This is a genomic window from Streptomyces sp. NPDC056948, from assembly GCF_042674225.1.
GTDB classification, from domain to species: domain Bacteria; phylum Actinomycetota; class Actinomycetes; order Streptomycetales; family Streptomycetaceae; genus Streptomyces; species Streptomyces purpurascens.
Map to the genome: position 1 here is coordinate 1 of NZ_JBHUQX010000212.1, position 15,776 is coordinate 15,776.

Annotated in this window: 14 protein-coding genes and 1 pseudogene; 8 read left to right on the plus strand and 7 right to left on the minus strand. The window is 71.4% G+C overall.

What is annotated here, in order from left to right; translation table 11 throughout:
• Positions 1-116: 116 nt before the first annotated feature.
• The 4 genes from ACFTZL_RS25610 to ACFTZL_RS25625 form a co-directional block, all read right to left on the minus strand.
• A complete protein-coding gene (locus ACFTZL_RS25610) occupies positions 117-1,106 on the minus strand; it encodes a malate dehydrogenase (protein ID WP_261683108.1) in 990 nt (329 codons plus the stop codon).
• Positions 1,107-1,420: 314 nt separating this feature from the next.
• Positions 1,421-2,743, minus strand: a complete 1,323-nt coding sequence (locus ACFTZL_RS25615) for a DUF2690 domain-containing protein (protein ID WP_382587177.1) — start codon at positions 2,741-2,743, stop codon at positions 1,421-1,423.
• Between the two features lie 385 nt (positions 2,744-3,128).
• Positions 3,129-3,704 carry a DUF3017 domain-containing protein gene (locus ACFTZL_RS25620; protein ID WP_382587180.1) on the minus strand — a complete coding sequence of 192 codons (576 nt, stop codon included), beginning with the start codon at positions 3,702-3,704 and terminating at the stop codon, positions 3,129-3,131.
• Positions 3,705-3,738: 34 nt separating this feature from the next.
• Positions 3,739-4,593, minus strand: a complete 855-nt coding sequence (locus tag ACFTZL_RS25625) for a bifunctional methylenetetrahydrofolate dehydrogenase/methenyltetrahydrofolate cyclohydrolase (RefSeq protein ID WP_382587182.1) — start codon at positions 4,591-4,593, stop codon at positions 3,739-3,741.
• A gap of 274 nt (positions 4,594-4,867) precedes the next feature.
• On the opposite strand from ACFTZL_RS25625, the gene ACFTZL_RS25630 reads away from it, so the two are divergent.
• From ACFTZL_RS25630 to ACFTZL_RS25660, 7 genes are all read left to right on the plus strand, one after another.
• Positions 4,868-5,455, plus strand: coding sequence for a hypothetical protein (locus ACFTZL_RS25630; RefSeq protein ID WP_382587185.1), 588 nt, complete (start codon positions 4,868-4,870; stop codon positions 5,453-5,455).
• 133 nt (positions 5,456-5,588) lie between these two features.
• Positions 5,589-6,335: an FHA domain-containing protein gene (locus tag ACFTZL_RS25635; protein ID WP_382587188.1), complete on the plus strand. Its 747-nt coding sequence runs from the start codon at positions 5,589-5,591 to the stop codon at positions 6,333-6,335.
• Positions 6,332-7,897, plus strand: coding sequence for a protein kinase (locus ACFTZL_RS25640; protein WP_382587191.1), 1,566 nt, complete (start codon positions 6,332-6,334; stop codon positions 7,895-7,897). The genes ACFTZL_RS25635 and ACFTZL_RS25640 overlap by 4 nt, the downstream gene beginning before the upstream one ends.
• A 201-nt stretch (positions 7,898-8,098) precedes the next feature.
• A complete protein-coding gene (locus tag ACFTZL_RS25645; RefSeq protein ID WP_382587193.1) occupies positions 8,099-8,836 on the plus strand; it encodes an FHA domain-containing protein in 738 nt (245 codons plus the stop codon).
• 161 nt (positions 8,837-8,997) lie between these two features.
• Positions 8,998-9,603, plus strand: coding sequence for an ALF repeat-containing protein (locus ACFTZL_RS25650; RefSeq protein ID WP_382587196.1), 606 nt, complete (start codon positions 8,998-9,000; stop codon positions 9,601-9,603).
• Between the two features lie 173 nt (positions 9,604-9,776).
• Positions 9,777-11,264, plus strand: a complete 1,488-nt coding sequence (locus ACFTZL_RS25655) for a protein kinase (protein ID WP_382587199.1) — start codon at positions 9,777-9,779, stop codon at positions 11,262-11,264.
• Positions 11,265-11,389: 125 nt separating this feature from the next.
• Positions 11,390-11,983: a peptidase inhibitor family I36 protein gene (locus tag ACFTZL_RS25660; RefSeq protein ID WP_382587201.1), complete on the plus strand. Its 594-nt coding sequence runs from the start codon at positions 11,390-11,392 to the stop codon at positions 11,981-11,983.
• A 148-nt stretch (positions 11,984-12,131) separates the two neighbouring features.
• On the opposite strand, the gene purH is transcribed toward ACFTZL_RS25660, so the two are convergent.
• Both purH and purN read right to left on the minus strand, forming a co-directional pair.
• The gene (purH, locus tag ACFTZL_RS25665) at positions 12,132-13,697 is read right to left on the minus strand and encodes a bifunctional phosphoribosylaminoimidazolecarboxamide formyltransferase/IMP cyclohydrolase (protein ID WP_382587204.1); all 1,566 of its coding nucleotides are present in this window, start codon (positions 13,695-13,697) and stop codon (positions 12,132-12,134) included.
• Positions 13,694-14,332 carry a phosphoribosylglycinamide formyltransferase gene (purN, locus tag ACFTZL_RS25670; protein ID WP_382587207.1) on the minus strand — a complete coding sequence of 213 codons (639 nt, stop codon included), beginning with the start codon at positions 14,330-14,332 and terminating at the stop codon, positions 13,694-13,696. The genes purH and purN overlap by 4 nt, the downstream gene beginning before the upstream one ends.
• Positions 14,333-14,664: 332 nt before the next feature.
• Here purN and ACFTZL_RS25675 point away from each other — a divergent pair, with 332 nt between their 5' ends.
• Positions 14,665-15,444 (plus strand): hypothetical protein, encoded by a 780-nt coding sequence (locus ACFTZL_RS25675; RefSeq protein ID WP_382587210.1) that lies wholly within the window; start codon positions 14,665-14,667, stop codon positions 15,442-15,444.
• A 16-nt stretch (positions 15,445-15,460) separates the two neighbouring features.
• Here the strand turns inward: ACFTZL_RS25675 and ACFTZL_RS25680 are convergent.
• Positions 15,461-15,776: pseudogene (locus ACFTZL_RS25680) on the minus strand (hypothetical protein); the annotation flags it as partial.

The window sequence follows — 15,776 nt, forward strand, 5'->3', positions numbered from 1 at the left end:
CGCGGGCTCCTTTCCCAGCGCGAAGACTACGACCCGGGAAAGCCGACAGGCCCCGCACCGGTCGAAACCGGTGTGGGGCCTGCGCGGAGAGGATCCGGTCAGAGGACTCGGACGACTCAGATGAGGCCGAGGCCGCGGACCGCCTCGCGCTCCTCCTCGAGCTCCTTGACGGAGGCGTCGATCCGGGCGCGGGAGAACTCGTTGATGTCCAGGCCCTGGACGATGTCGTACTTGCCGTCCTTGGTGGTGACGGGGAAGGAGGAGATGAGCCCCTCCGGCACGCCGTACGAACCGTCCGACGGGATGCCCATGGAGACCCAGTCGCCGTCGGCGGTGCCGTTGACCCACGAGTGGACGTGGTCGATGGCGGCGTTCGCGGCGGAGGCGGCCGACGAGGCGCCACGGGCCTCGATGATGGCGGCGCCGCGCTTGGCGACGGTCGGGATGAAGTCCTCGGCCAGCCACTTCTCGTCGTTCACGACCTCGGCGGCGTTCTTGCCGGCGACCGTGGCGTGGAAGATGTCCGGGTACTGCGTGGCGGAGTGGTTGCCCCAGATCGTCAGACGCTTGATGTCGGCGACCGTCGAGCCCGTCTTCTTCGCGAGCTGGGTCAGCGCGCGGTTGTGGTCGAGGCGGGTCATCGCGGTGAAGCGCTCGGCCGGTACGTCCGGGGCGGCGGCCTGGGCGATCAGGGCGTTGGTGTTGGCCGGGTTGCCGACGACCAGGACCTTGATGTCGTCCGCGGCGTGGGCGTTGATGGCCTGGCCCTGCGGCTTGAAGATGCCGCCGTTGGCCTCGAGGAGGTCACCGCGCTCCATGCCCTTGGTGCGGGGGCGGGCGCCGACGAGCAGCGCGACGTTGGCGCCGTCGAAGGCGACGTTCGGGTCGTCCGAGATCTCGATGCCCTGCAGGAGCGGGAACGCGCAGTCGTCCAGCTCCATGGCCGTGCCCTCGGCGGCCTTGAGCGCCGGGGTGATCTCGAGGAGGCGCAGCTTGACCGGCACGTCCGGGCCGAGCAGCTGACCGGAGGCGATGCGGAAGAGCAGGGCGTAACCGATCTGGCCGGCCGCGCCGGTGACGGTGACGTTCACGGGAGTGCGGGTCATGGCGTTCTCCGTATGACAGCTGGCGGTGGGGCGGTCCCTGCCCCGGACGTCTGATCGATCTCTTGGCGTCAAGAGATCCACCAGCGGTCAGGCTATCGCGCATCCGGTATCTCGCACGGCCGGGTCGGTGTGGCCCAGCCCACAACCCACCCGGCGCCCATGCAAAAGGCGGCCGCCCGTCCGGGAGAGGGGGACTGAGGCGGCCGCCGGGGGGAACCGACTGTGCCGGACTCCCGTGGGGGTACGGTTCGCGTGCCCCCGATTCCCCCGGCCATTCCTCCGTCTCCGAAATTAGTTCGGACGGCCCCGCCGGCCTACTCCGTGCAGCCCTGCTGACCCGATGCCAGGGTCGCGCAGGCCTTGGCGTCGGCGGCGTTCTTCACCGCCACCATCGGGGTGTACGCGATCGCGTCGCCGGCCACGGTGATGCTTCCGGTCTGCTTCGCCTTGCCCGCGCTGATCTGGACCTCGTCACCCTGTGCCGCCTGGGTGACACGACCCCAGGCCGCCTTGCAGGTCTCGCTGTAGCGGACCTCCACGACGGTGTTGCCGACGGTCGCGGTCTGCGCCGTGGTCACCAGGTCACCACTGCACCCCATGCTCTCCGCGTCCTTGCCGGTGCAACTGTCGCCGCTGCACTTCACCCCGGGCGGCAGGTCCGGGTTCGTGGTGGCGCTCGGCGTGGGCGACTTGGTACTGCCCTTGGCCTCGTCGTCGCCACCGCCACCGGTGAGATAGAACGCGCCGGCGATCACCACGAGTACGCCCACGACACCCGCGAGGAACGTCGCGGTCCGCCGCTTGCCCCCGGCGGAACCCCTCGCGGAACCCCTGGCGGAGCCCCTCGCCCGGCCCGGGGCACCGTCCCGCGGCGACCGGTCGTACGAGCCCGCGCCCGCACCCGGCGTCCGCGCGGGCCCGTCGGGCACCCCGGCGGGAGTGCCGCCACCCGCACCGGGCCGGGACCCGATGCCACTGCCGGTGCCGGTGCCGGCGGTGCGGCCGCCCGACGGCGACGGACCCTGGTACCCGGCGATGCCCCACGAGTTGACCCCGGTCGCACCGTCCCGGCCGCCGTCCTCCCGCACACCGCTGGTGGAGGAGTCCTGGACCTCGGGCGCCGTCGGCTGCGGCGGCACGGTCGGAGCCACTCCGGCCGGCCCCGCGATACCCGGCGTGACCGTGGCACTGCCGCTCCTGCGGGCGGGCTTGTCGTCAGCCCCGGACGCCGACTTGCCCGAAGCGGACTTGCCGCCGGAGGCCGTCGTACCGCCGCTCTTGGAGCCGGCCGAAGGGTCGCCGAAGTCCTGCCCGCCGAACTCCCCGAGCGCGGCACGCGCCTGGGAGATCCGGATGGCCTCCATCGTCATGTCGTGCCGCATCTCCGAGCGGCTCCAGGCGCGCTCGGCCAGCTCCCACATGGTGGTCAGGTGCAACGGGTTGGTCCCGGTCACCTCGGCCAGAGCCACGATCGCGCCCTTGGGCGCGAGCAGCCGGCCGTTCAGATAACGCTCCCACGACGTCTTGCTGTAGCCCGTGCGGTCCGCCACCGACGCGATGCTCAGACCACTGCGGTCCACGAGTCTGCGCAGCTGGCTGGTGAACTCCCTGATCTGTGGATCGAGCTCATCCGGCAAGGCCCTCCAACGAGGCATTGCTTCCCCCCTCTTCCCCCCGGTCGTGCTGATATTTCCCGCGCTGTTCGCCCCGCGCGTTGGCGGCCTTGGCCGAGTCCCCGTTCTGGTTACCCACAGGGATGCGCACACTCAGGATCTCAGTTCCCTGACTGGGGGCGCACAGAAGCATGGAGACCGCGCGCGATACACCCTGGACCGTCCTGATTGTCCACGCCAACCCCGTTGTCGCACCACTTCGTGCGTAATCCGCCAGAGGAAGTACCGGAACCGTCACTTCCGTGCCACAGCGCTCTGACAGCCGTTGAACAGGCCGTTCGCCGTGCAGGAGGGTTGTCCGTGGCGGCGGCCCGTCCTTCCTCGGGGGAGAGGACGGACCGCCGTCCGGTCATCCGCTGGTGACCGTGAAGTGCAGCGTGTCCTTCAGGAACGGGATCTGCAGCCACGGCTCCGGCTGTGCCATCAGCGCCAGCAGGACGATCACCAGGCCCAGCACGCCGTACGTGACGATGTCCGTGAAGCGGGAGCGGACGGCGAGCATGCCGACGTCCGGCAGCAGCCAGCGCATCACGCCACTGCCCAGCAGGGCGACGCCGATCAGCAGCGTCCCGAGCCGGAACTGGTCGAAGGCGGTCACCAGCAGCCCGAGCCCCACAAGCCCCAGTACGGCGAGAACGGGCCACTGCCGCACCGGCGCGGGCGCGCCCCCGGACACGGCCCGGCCACCGCCCTCGGGCCGCGCGGTGTCCTTGGTGAACAGCGGGAACCGCCGGGTGACCCGCCGCGCCCGCCCCTCGGCGTCGGGCGCACTGACCGGATCCCGGACGGTGAGGTCGTCTTCGCCCGCCTCCGGCTCGTCCGGCCCGTCCGGCTCGACCGGAGCGCTCGGGTCGGCCTGCCCGTCCTCGACGCCCCGCCCGTCCTCGGCACCCTCCGCGCTCAGACCGGCCCGGGGGCTCTCCACGCTCCCGCCGCCCGCCGCGCTCCGCGCGCTCCGCTCAGCCGACACTGCGCTCCGCCGCCTCGACCACGTTGACGAGCAGCTGGGCACGGGTCATCGGGCCGACTCCGCCAGGGTTCGGGGAGATCCAGCCGGCGACCTCGGCCACGTCGGGGTGGACGTCGCCCACGATCTTGCCCTCGGCGCTGCGGGAGACGCCGACGTCGAGGACGGCCGCGCCCGGCTTGACGTCCTCGGCGCGGATCAGATGGGCGGAACCGGCCGCGGCGACGATGATGTCCGCGTTCTTGAGGTGCGCCGACAGATCACGCGTACCGGTGTGGCACTGGGTCACCGTCGCGTTCTCGCTGCGCCGCGTCAGCAGCAGCGGCATCGGCCGGCCGATGGTCACGCCACGGCCGACCACCACGACCTCCGCGCCCTTGATCTCCACGCCGTAGCGGCGCAGCAGGGTCAGCACGCCGTTCGGGGTGCAGGGCAGCGGGGCCGGCTCGTTCAGGACCAGGCGGCCGAGGTTCATGGGGTGGAGTCCGTCCGCGTCCTTGTCCGGGTCCATCAGTTCCAGGATGCGGTTCTCGTCGATGCCCTTGGGGAGCGGCAGTTGCACGATGTACCCGGTGCAGGCCGGGTCCTCGTTCAGTTCGCGGACGGCCGCCTCGATCTCCTCCTGCGTGGCCGTCGCGGGCAGCTCGCGCTGGATCGAGGCGATCCCGACCTGCGCGCAGTCGCGGTGCTTGCCCGCGACGTACTTCTGGCTGCCGGGGTCGTCCCCGACCAGGATCGTGCCGAGGCCGGGCGTGACGCCCTTCTCCTTCAGCGCCGCCACGCGGGCGGTCAGATCGGACTTGATCGCGGCTGCGGTGGCCTTGCCATCGAGAATCTGGGCGGTCATGACCCCATCCTCGCGGATGACCCGCCCACGGTTCCAATCCGGCCACAATCCGGGCACCGAGGGCCCCTCCTCCCGTATCCGCCCATGATCAGTGATGTTGCACTTGCACAACACATCGGGAATGCGGCTGGACAAGCCCGTCACCGGTGCAGAACGATGACATGACAAGTGCCGCGGGCAGTTCAACGGGGGGACGGTCGCAATACGAAGTACTTCTCCTCCGTGCGATGCCGCGCGTCGTCCCCGCACTCGGAACAACGGAGGAAAGTCAGCCATGAGCTACGGCGACCCGAACAATCCCTACGGCGCCCCCCAGGGACAGCCGCAGCAGCCGCAGCAGCCGGGCTACGGCTACCCGCAGCAGCAGGGCCAGGCGCCCGGCTACGGCTACCCGCAGGCCCCTCCGGTGTCCCCCTACGGCGCCGGCCCCGCCGCGCCGACCACGATGGCGGGCTCGGTGAGCGCGGCCCGCGCGATGATGTGGGTGATCGTCGGTCTGCAGGTCGTCGGCGTGGCCCTCATGGCCTTCGCCGCCGCGGCCCTCAACGCCGCGAAGGACGACGAGTCCCTCCAGGACAACACCGCCTTCCAGGACCTGGTCGGCCAGTCGACCGGCGTGATCTGGGGCTACGTCGTGTTCGGCCTGGCCTGGCTCGTGTTCGGGGCGATCCTGGCGACGAAGTTCAAGTCCGGCGGCAACAGCGCCCGGATCACCATCCTGGTCTTCGCCATCATCACGGCCGTCCTGGGCATCTACCCGTTCGTCATCATCGGCCTGGTGCACACCATCCTGGCCGTCCTGGTCGCGGTGTTCGTCGGCAACGCCAACGGCAAGGCCTGGTTCAACCGCCCCAAGTACTGAACGGGCCCGGTCGACCGGACCAGTTCACGCCAATCACACCCAAGGGCCGTGTCTCACCCGTACGAGGGGGGCACGGCCCTGGTGCGTCGCCCTAGTCTGACGGTGGTAGCTGTTCAGGCACGGGGAGAGCACCTTGTACAGCATCATCGTGGTACCTCCGCCGACCACGGAGGACGAGCGAAACCGCACCCAAGTCAGACTCGCGCCCGGCGAACGCCTCACCTTCGGCCGGTCCGCGCACCACAACGACCTGCCCATCCCCCACGACGGGGTCTCCCGCCGGGCCGGTGAGATCACCGCGCAGGGCGCCTTCTGGATCCTGAGCAACCTCAGCCGCGAGCAGACCTACGTGGTGGAGAACCCGGAGGGCGCGGGCGAACACGTCAAGGTGGCGCCGGGGCGGCTGGACGCGCCGGTCCCCTTCGAGTTCTCGCGGATCGTGCTGCCCGCCGCGGGCGATCTGCTGGCGCTGGAGGTGTGGGCGCCGCGCCACGACTACCTCAGCGGCGCGGGCGGTCTCGACGGCGCCACGACCGCGCCGGCCTTCTCGGTCGACCGCACCAAGCGCTACTTCGCGGTCCTGGCGGCCCTGTGCGAACCGCGCCTGCGCGGCACCCCGCACGCCCCGCTGCCCACCGTCGACCAGGTCGCCGAGCGCCTGCGACCCGCCTGGCCTGCCGCGTCCCGCACGGCCGTGCAGTGGAACATCGACTACCTCGCCGTGAAGCTGCGCCTCAAACCGGGACCGGACAGCGCGGACACGGGCCCGCGGCTCAACGGCAAGAAGGAGTCCCTGGTCTCCCTCGCGCTCCGCTTCGACCTGGTCCGGGAGGACGACCTGGTCGTCCTGGCCGCCCCGTCGGGCCGGGTGACCCGGTGAACGAGGCCTATGCGGTGCCCGTGCCGAAGGGCTACCGGGTCGGCGCCTGGGAGGTGCGCGAGCCGATCGCGACCGGCGCCTTCGGCAGTGTGTACGCCGCCCGGCGCATCGGCGAGAGCGCGGAACTGCCCCGGACCGCCGCCCTGAAGTTCCTGCCCACCGGTACGGCCACGCCCCGCCGCCTCACCCACCTGCGCGAGCTGATCGATCGGGAGGTCGCGCTGTACCGGCGGCTGAAACACCCGCGGCTGGTGCGGATGTACGAGACGCTGACCGTCGACGACCCGGGCCGCCCGGAGCTGGACGGCGCCACCGTCCTCGTCCTGGAGCAGGCCAAGGGGTCCCTGTCGGCCCTGCTCACGGCGACGCCCCGGCCCGAGGCGGGTTCCGCGCTGCTCGCGCAGATCTGCGAGGGGCTGGCCCAGTTGCACGACGCCGGCTGGGTGCACGGCGACCTGAAACCGGCCAACGTGCTGCTGATGGAGGACGGTTCGGTCCGGCTGGCCGACTTCAACATGGCGGCCGAGCTGGAGGGCACCCACGCCTACACCCCGGCCTTCTCGACCCCCGACTACACGCCGCCCGAGCTCCTGTGGACCGAGATCGGCGAACGGGGCCGCCGCATCCGCCCGTCGGCCGACGTGTGGGCCTTCGGCGTGCTCGCCCACCTGGTCCTCACCGACTCCTTCCCGCTGCCCGGCGCGACCCCGACGGCCCGCCGCGACGCGGCAGCGGCCTACGCCCGCGGCACCGACGAGCTGCGCCTGTCGCCCGAACTGGCCGACGACTGGCGGGAGATCGTGCGCGCCTGTCTGACCCGGTCGTACCAGGACCGCATCACCGGCGGGGCACTACTGCGCCGCGTCCGGGCGGCTGCCGCCGGGACGGTTCACCGTCCCTTCCGGCTGCCCCGGCTGCGCCCGGCCCGCCGCCGCGTGGGCCGTACGTCCGTCGCGGCGGCCGTGGCCGTGGCCGTGGGCGCCCTCTCTGCCCTTGCCTACGGCGTCAGCGTCTGGGCCGACGGCACCCCCGGCGGCGGTGGCTCCGGCGCCACCGCGAACGTCTCGGCCGCCGCGTACGGCGCCTCCGACCTGCGCACCGACCGGGGCATCCCGCCCGCCTACCGGCTGCTGATCGTGGAGACGGCGCACGACTGCGACCAGAAGGACGTCACCCCGGCCCTGATCGCCGCCATGCTGAAGGTGGAGAGCGACTTCGACCCGGACCTCTCCGACCCCGCCAACGACGAGTACGGCATCGCCCGCTGGACCCCGCGCGTCCTGCGCTGGTGGATGAACGAGGACGGCACTCCCGGCGAGGCCGTCCCCCGGCCCCCTTTCCCGCCCGCCGAGTCCATCCCGGCGATGGGCCGCTACCTGTGCTGGATCGCCCCGCGCCTGGAGCCCGGACTGCGGGGCGAGAGGCGGGTGCTGGTCGCCGCCGCGTACCGGACGTCGTACAAGACGGTGAACGACGCGGGCGGCGTTCCCCCGGACACTCGCACCTACGCCGGCCGCGTCGCGCACTACCTCAAGGAGTACAGCCCGCCCGGGAAGAAGTGACCCTGAGAGTTCTGAGGTGCCGCCGTCGTCCCGGTCCGGAGGCCGCTGCGCCGGTGCCGTCTTCTCTCACCAACCCTTCACGGAACACGCTGTATCAGGCGCGATGCTTCGCACTCGTCCGAAAACGTCCCATAGCCTGCCCCTCGTCGGACTGGGGGCTGGCTGCGCCCCCTGGCGTCATAGGAGGAGGGGGACGACTCCATGTACAGCCTCATCGTCGTACCACCGAAGTGCGGCAGCGCGCCGGACGGGCAGGTCAGGATCGCCGCGGGCGAAAGGCTGACGTTCGGCAGGGCCGGGACGGACGGCGGACTCACCATCGACCACGAAGGGGTGCCCCGGGTCGCCGGGGAGATCACGGCACACCGGTCCTTCTGGCTGCTGAGCAACCTCAGCGAGGACCAGACCTACGTGGTGGAGAACCCGGAGGGCGCGGGCGAGCACCTCAAGATCGCGCCGGGCCGTATGGAGGCCCCGGTACCGTTCGAGTTCTCGCGAGTGGTCCTGCCCGCCGCCGGAGACCTGCTCGCCTTCGACGTCTGGGCACCACGCCACGCCTTCCGCAGCGTCGACCGCCGGGGACTCCCCGGCGCCGCCACGGCACCGGCGTTCGCTCTGGACCGCACCAGCAGGTATTTCGCGGTGCTGGCCGCCCTGTGCGAGCCGCGGCTGCGCGGGGAACCGCACGCGTCGCTTCCGGCGGTGGAACAGTTGGTGGAGCGATTACGTCCGGTCTGGCCGGCCGTCAGCCGCTCCTCCGTCTACTGGAACATCGACTACCTGGCCCTCAAACTCCGGCTGCGCCCTGACACCGCCGAGCCCGGCCTGCGCGTCAACGGCAAGAAGGAGTCGCTGGTCTCGCTCGCGCTCCGCTTCGACCTGGTCCGCGAGGACGACCTGGTGGTGCTGGCCGCCGCGGCCGGCGAGGTGGCCCGATGACCGGCCGGCCGTACGCCGATCCCGTCTCTGCTCAGGCACCTGCACGACATGTTTGACCTGCGGGACTTGGATATTGCGGTGATCTCCGGCGCGGGCTCACGGGCTCAGGAAAGATACACACACCGGCACATGACGTATTCAGGTTCAAGAGAGGTTCACACGTGAGACCGATAAGTACCGCCCTGACCCTCGTGGCAACCGCCGCCCTGGCCCCGGCGCTCCTGCTGACCGGCCCGGCCTTCGCCGCCGAGTCCGTTCCGCCGTCCGCCGCCGTGGCGTCCGTGACCGACGCGGCTGGTTCGAGTGTCGACGAGATGTCCGACGACGACGTCCGAGTCGCGATCATGCGCATCATCGCCGACCCGAGCACCGGCAAGGCCGTGTACGCCGCCGCGCAGCGGGCCATGGACGGCACCATCGAGGACCAGCGGTACTTCCTGGAGACGGGCCGTTGGACAGCCCAGGCCGAGGACGACGGCGTCGCCATCGCCCGCATCCTCGCGTCCGCCGACCCGAAGACCGACAGGGGGGTCATCAGGGAGGCCAACGAGGCCCTCGACGCCAACACCCCGGAGGCCCTTCGCGCCTTCCTGGAGACCGGCTACCGCCTCGCCCGGGCCGAGGACGACCGCGTCCGTGTCGCCCGCATCCTCGCCGACCCGACCATCAGCGACGCGCTGTGGGCCGCGGCGCAGGAAGTCATCGACGGGACGCCGGAAGAGCTGCGGTACTTCATCGAGGTGGGGCAGTACGAGGTGGACGGCTAAGGTCCCGTCTCGCGGACGCGCCGTGCCGCGGGCAAAGCTTCGTCGTCTGTCTGGAACGACCCTTACTCTGCCCTTCGTGGCCGGGTGAGGGTTGCCCTCATGGATCGGGGGAGGGGCGGGTCCGTGCTCAGAGTCATCGTCGTGCCGACCGCGGCATCGAGCGAGGCGGCCCCATGACCGGACAGCAGTCGCACACGGTCCCCGTACCGCAGGGCTACCGCGTGGGGCACTGGGAGGTACGGGAGCCTCTGGCGTCGGGTGCCTTCGCGACCGTGTACACGGGCAGGGCGACCGGCGAGGCGGATCCGGCCCTGCCCCGCCGGGCCGCCCTGAAGTTCCTGCCGACGGGCACCCGCACCCCGCGCCAACTGCGCCATCTGCGCGAACTGGCCAAGCGGGAAGTGGAGTTGCTGGAGCGGTTGCGCGCACCACGCCTGATCCGGATGTACGAGACCCTGACCGTGGACGACCCGGACCACCCCGAACTCGACGGCGCCACCGTCCTCGTCCTGGAACACGCCGAGGGCTCCCTCGACGCCGCACTGGAGAACGACCCGACGCCCGAGGCGGGCCCCGTGCTGCTGGCCCAGATCTGCGAGGGCCTGCACCAACTGCACCACGCGGGCTGGGTGCACGGCGATCTGAAGCCCGCCAACGTCCTGCTGATGAAAGACGGTTCGGTACGGCTGGCCGACTTCAACCTGGCTGCCGAACTGGAAGGCACACACGCGTACGCGCCCGTTTTCGCCACCCCCGACTACACCCCACCGGAACTGTTCTGGGCCGAGATCGACGAGCGAGGCACGCAGATCCGTCCGTCCGCCGACGTCTGGTCCTTCGGCGTCCTCGCCCACGTGGTCCTCACGGGCTCCCACCCCTTGCCGGGCAGCAGCACGGAGGCTCGCGCGGACGCGGCGATGCGCTACGCGCGGGGCGCGGAGGAACTGCGGCTGTCTCCCGATCTGCCCGACGCGTGGCGGGCGATAGTGCGGGACTGTCTGGCCCCGAAGCACCGGGAACGCGTCACGCACGACACGGCCGCGCTCCTGCGTCGCGTGGAGGAGGCGGCGGGCGTCGCCCGCTCGGCCCGCCTGCCGCGCCTGCGCCCCCGCTTCTGGCAGCGGCACCCCGTACTGACGTCGGCCCTGGCCACAGTGCTGCTGGCGACGACCGGGACGCTGGGGGCGGGGTATCTGTACGTGAACCAGGACGACGGAGTGCCGGTGTACGCGGCCCTGCCCACGGAGTCGGCGTCCAGAGGGCCTGACGGCCAACTGGTCTACGGCTACCACCGGTGCCCCGAGGACAGCGTCTGCTTCTTCAGCGAGTACAACGGCAACGGCGACCTGTGCAGTTGGCGCGGCGACGACGCCGACTGGCATTCGGGCGACGAGACCTGCACATGGGCGGCCAGTGCTCCGGTCCGCTCGATCTTCAACAACGTCGCGGACGAGCGGAAGAACCACGATGTGACCTACTTCCGCGGGGCGGACTTCGAGCCCGCCGGTGCCGACCGCCGCCGTATGGCTCAGCGCAGCGGCTGCTCGACCGTGAACTCCATGGGCAACGTGGCGGGCGAGGCCGCACCGCGGTCGCACCGGCTGGTGGACAGCTGCTCGACCAAGTCGACGCTGTGGACGATCCTTTCGCTGTTCGGCTGAAACCCTCCCGAGGAGGCCTGGCCGGCGGATCGGTGCACAGGTACCTGAAACTATTCAGGTACCGCTCCCGCGAGTGCCCCTCGAAACTCATCTGTGTCACGACCACGAGTTGAAGGGGGAAGCGCATGAAGCCCATGACCAAGACCACGAAGCGCACGATGGCCCTGTTGTCAGGGATGGCGCTGGCGATCGGCGTCGGCAGCGGCGCCGCGGTCGCAGCGGACCAGGCCGCACCGTCGGCCGAGTCGGTGTACGCGGCCGAGGCAGGCGCTGCGGGGCTCTCGGCCCGGCAGGCGGCCCAGCTGCAGGACCGGGTGGACGCCCGCCTGGCGAACCTCAAGGTCCCTGCCCAGCAGGTGAGTTACAACGAGATCCGGACCACGGACGGCAGCGCGAGCATCACGCTGACCTCGCCCGGCGCGGCGGCCGACAGCAGCTGTAAATACACCAATCTGTGTCTGTGGGCGGGCGCCAACTGGAGCGGCGACAAGCTGTCGTTCTACAAGTGTGAGTTCCGCGACCTGGGCGACTACAACTTCGACAACCGCCTCACCTCGTACAAGAACAACCAGAGCTCCGGCACGAGGGCCAAGTTCTACAACTGGGAGGGGGGCTCAAGTCCCTGGGTCTACAAGTTCGACAGCCACGCGTACCACACGGAGGACTCCCTCGCGAACACCCCCTGGGACAACATGATCGACGGGGTCCAGGTCTGCTGAGAGGCTGCCCGGAGCTGGGCACCCCGAGAAGTTCCAGAGGGCCGAGGCCCTCGCCGTGGACGCCGAGGGGGGACCCAACACCCGGGCGACGCCGCACGGTTCGACGCAGGTGTCGATCCGCAGCGGTGCCGCCCGGGTGAGGTGTCCGTCAGTGGAAGAAGTGCCGCGTCCCCGTGAAGTACATCGTGATGCCGGCCTTCTGTGCGGCCTCCACGACCAGTTCGTCGCGGACCGATCCGCCGGGCTGGACGATGGCCTTGACGCCCGCGGCGCCCAGGACGTCGATGTTGTCGGGGAACGGGAAGAACGCGTCCGACGCGACGTACGAGCCCGCGGCCCGCTCCTCCCCGGCCCGCTCCACCGCGAGCTTGCAGGAGTCGACACGGTTGACCTGGCCCATACCGACGCCCACCGAGGCACCGTCCTTGGCGAGCAGGATCGCGTTGGACTTCACCGCGCGGCAGGCCTTCCAGGCGAAGGCCAGCTCGGCCAGCTCGTCGGCGCTCAGCGCCTCGCCCGTCGCCAGGGTCCAGCCGGCCGGGTCGTCGCCGTCGGCCTGGAGCCGGTCCGTGACCTGGAGCAGCGCACCGCCGTCGATCGGCTTGACCTCGACGGGGGCGGCGGGGCCGTCGGCACAGCGCAGCACACGGATGTTCTTCTTCTTGGTGAGGGCCTCCAGGGCCCCCTCCTCGTAGCCGGGCGCGACGATGACCTCGGTGAAGATCTCGGCGACCTGCTCGGCCATCTCCTTGCTGACCGGGCGGTTGACCGCGATCACGCCGCCGAACGCCGACAGCGGGTCACAGGCGTGCGCCTTGCGGTGCGCCTCGGCGACGTCCGCGGCGACCGCGATACCGCAGGGGTTGGCGTGCTTGATGATCGCGACGCACGGCTCGGCGTGGTCGTACGCGGCACGGCGGGCGGCGTCCGTGTCCGTGTAGTTGTTGTACGACATCTCCTTGCCGTGGAGCTGCTCGGCCTGGGCGAGGCCGCCGCCCTCCGGGGAGACGTAGAGCGCGGCCGGCTGGTGCGGGTTCTCGCCGTAGCGCAGGGTGTGCTCGCGCTCCCAGGTGGCGCCGAGGAAGTCGGGGAACCGCGACTCGTCGACGGGCGCGTAGGAGGAGGCGAACCAGGAGGCGACGGCGACGTCGTAGGCGGCCGTGTGCTGGAAGGCCTCGGCGGCGAGCCGCTTGCGGGTGGCGAGGTCGAAGCCGCCGCCGTGCACGGCGGACAGGACGTCGGCGTAGCGGGCCGGGCTGGTGACGACCGCGACGGAGGGGTGGTTCTTGGCGGCGGCGCGGACCATCGACGGCCCGCCGATGTCGATCTGCTCCACGCACTCGTCGGGCGAGGCACCTGAGGCGACGGTCTCGCGGAACGGGTAGAGGTTGACGACGACCAGGTCGAACGGCTCGACGCCCAGCTCGGCGAGCTGCCGCTGGTGGTCCTCGAGGCGCAGGTCGGCGAGGATGCCGGCGTGGACCCGGGGGTGCAGGGTCTTGACGCGGCCGTCCAGGCACTCGGGGAAGCCGGTGAGCTCCTCGACCTTGGTGACGGGGACGCCGGCAGCGGCGATCTTCGCGGCCGTGGAGCCGGTGGAGACGAGCTCGACCCCGGCCTCGTGGAGCCCACGCGCGAGGTCCTCGAGCCCGGTCTTGTCGTAGACGCTGACGAGCGCCCGGCGAAGGGGCCGCTTGTTGCTCTCGGCGGTCACTGGATAACTACCTTTCGTCCCTCAATGCGATAGCCGTTGCGGGCGAGCCGCCCCACGACCTCGACGAGCAGCCTTCGCTCGACGTCCTTGATGCGCTCGTGCAGAGCGCTCTCGTCGTCCTCGTCCCGGACCTCGACCACGCCCTGCGCGATGATCGGCCCGGTGTCGACGCCGTCGTCGACGAAGTGGACGGTGCAGCCGGTGACCTTGGCGCCGTACGCGAGCGCGTCCCGCACGCCGTGGGCCCCCGGGAAACTGGGCAGCAGGGCGGGGTGCGTGTTGACGAACCGCCCGCCGAACCGCGCGAGGAACTCCTTGCCGACGATCTTCATGAAGCCGGCGGAGACGACGAGGTCGGGCTCGAAGGCGGCGACGGCCTCGGCGAGGGCGGTGTCCCACTCCTCGCGGCTCCCGTGGTCCTTGACCTTGCTGACGAAGGTCGGCAGCCCGGCGCGCTCGGCGCGGGCCAGCCCCTCGATGCCCTCGCGGTCGGCGCCGACGGCCACGATCTCGGCCCCGTACGCCTGCGCACCGGTGGCGGCGATCTCGTCGAGGAGCGCCTGCAGGTTGGTGCCGGATCCGGAGACCAGCACGACGAGGCGCTTGGCGCGCGGGGCCACGGGCTTGGCGGCCACGGTGGGGGCCTTTCTCGGGGGAGCGTCTGTCCGGGCGGCCGGACTGTGGCGTTTGTACATTCATACGAATGCTTCGGGCCCCCGGATACGGGGAAGCCTACGAACCGGCCGACCGTCAGCAACGATACCGGCACACCGGACGGCCCCCACGGGACGGGGGCGTGGCCGGAAGGTAGCGTCTGGGCGGAGCCGGTTCGGGAACGCCGTCCGGGTGTGGTGCGTTCAGGAGGGTGACGGAGCCGGTCCCGACGCCGCACCGACCCCGGTTCGTCCAGTCCTGATCCCCCAGTCCCACTCACCGTCCTACTCACCAACGGGAAGACGCTCACTTGATGCCGGACCGCAGCCTGCGACTCCTCACGTTCCCCCCGCTGTCGGCGCAGGGAGGGGAGCGCGGCGCCGTGCTGCTGCGGGAGCGCCCCAGCTCACCGCCCGACGCGCCGTCGGACGGCTCCGGCGGCGACGAGCGAGGGCGCGGCTCCCAGGAGGACAACCCCTTCGCCCCGCCGCCCGAGGGCACCCCGGACCGGCCCTGGCAGCCGCGCCGCCCGTCGGGCGACGACTCCCAGGACGGCGACGAGCGCGACCGTGCGCCGTGGGGCAGTCAGTGGAGCGACCAGCAGCCCGGCCGCTCCCCCGACGGCTTCGGCGAGCACCCCCGCGGCGGCTCCGAGGGCCAGGGCGGCCCCCAGCAGGGCGGCCCGAACCTGCGCTGGGACCCGACGGACCCCTCACAGCGCCGTGCGCGCTATGCCCTGCTGTCGGGCATGTGGGCCTTCTTCTTCGCCCTGTTCAGCTGGCCGTACGTGGCGCTGCTGCTCGGCGCGCTCGCCCTCTACTGGGGCATCAGCGCGCTGCGCGCCAAGCCCCGCAGGTCCGACCCCGACTCTCCGGCGCCCGAGCAGCCGGGCCGCCCCCAGACGACCGCCGCGGTCAGCGGCCTGGTCACGGCGTCCCTGGCGATCGCCCTGGTCGCCGCGTCCTTCACGGCGCAGCTCGTCTACAGCGACTACTACACGTGCACGAACGACGCCCTCACGAATCAGGCCGAGAAGTCCTGTACGAAGCTCCTGCCGGAGGAGCTGCGGGGGCTGCTGGGGTCGGACGGCTGAGGCGGTCCCGCCCCCGTCAGCGGCTGTCGGAGCCGGGAGCCGGGTCCGCGGGCAGGAAGTCGTAGGGCTGGTGACCGGCGTCGTCGTCCCGGTCTTGCAGGCCGTACGGGGCGTCGTAGTCGAAGGGCGCGTAGGGGTCGTAGGGCAGGTCCGGTGCGAGGTCCGGGGTGCGCGATGTCGTGACCCCGTCCGACGACGAGGCATCGCCTCCGGCGCCTGGGGCGCCCTTGGCGTTCCTGGCGCCCCGGGCGGCTCCGGCTCCCCCGGCGATTCCGGCACTCTTGGCGTTCTGGGCGCCCCAGGCGGCTCCGGAGTCCCAGGCGGCTCCGGCG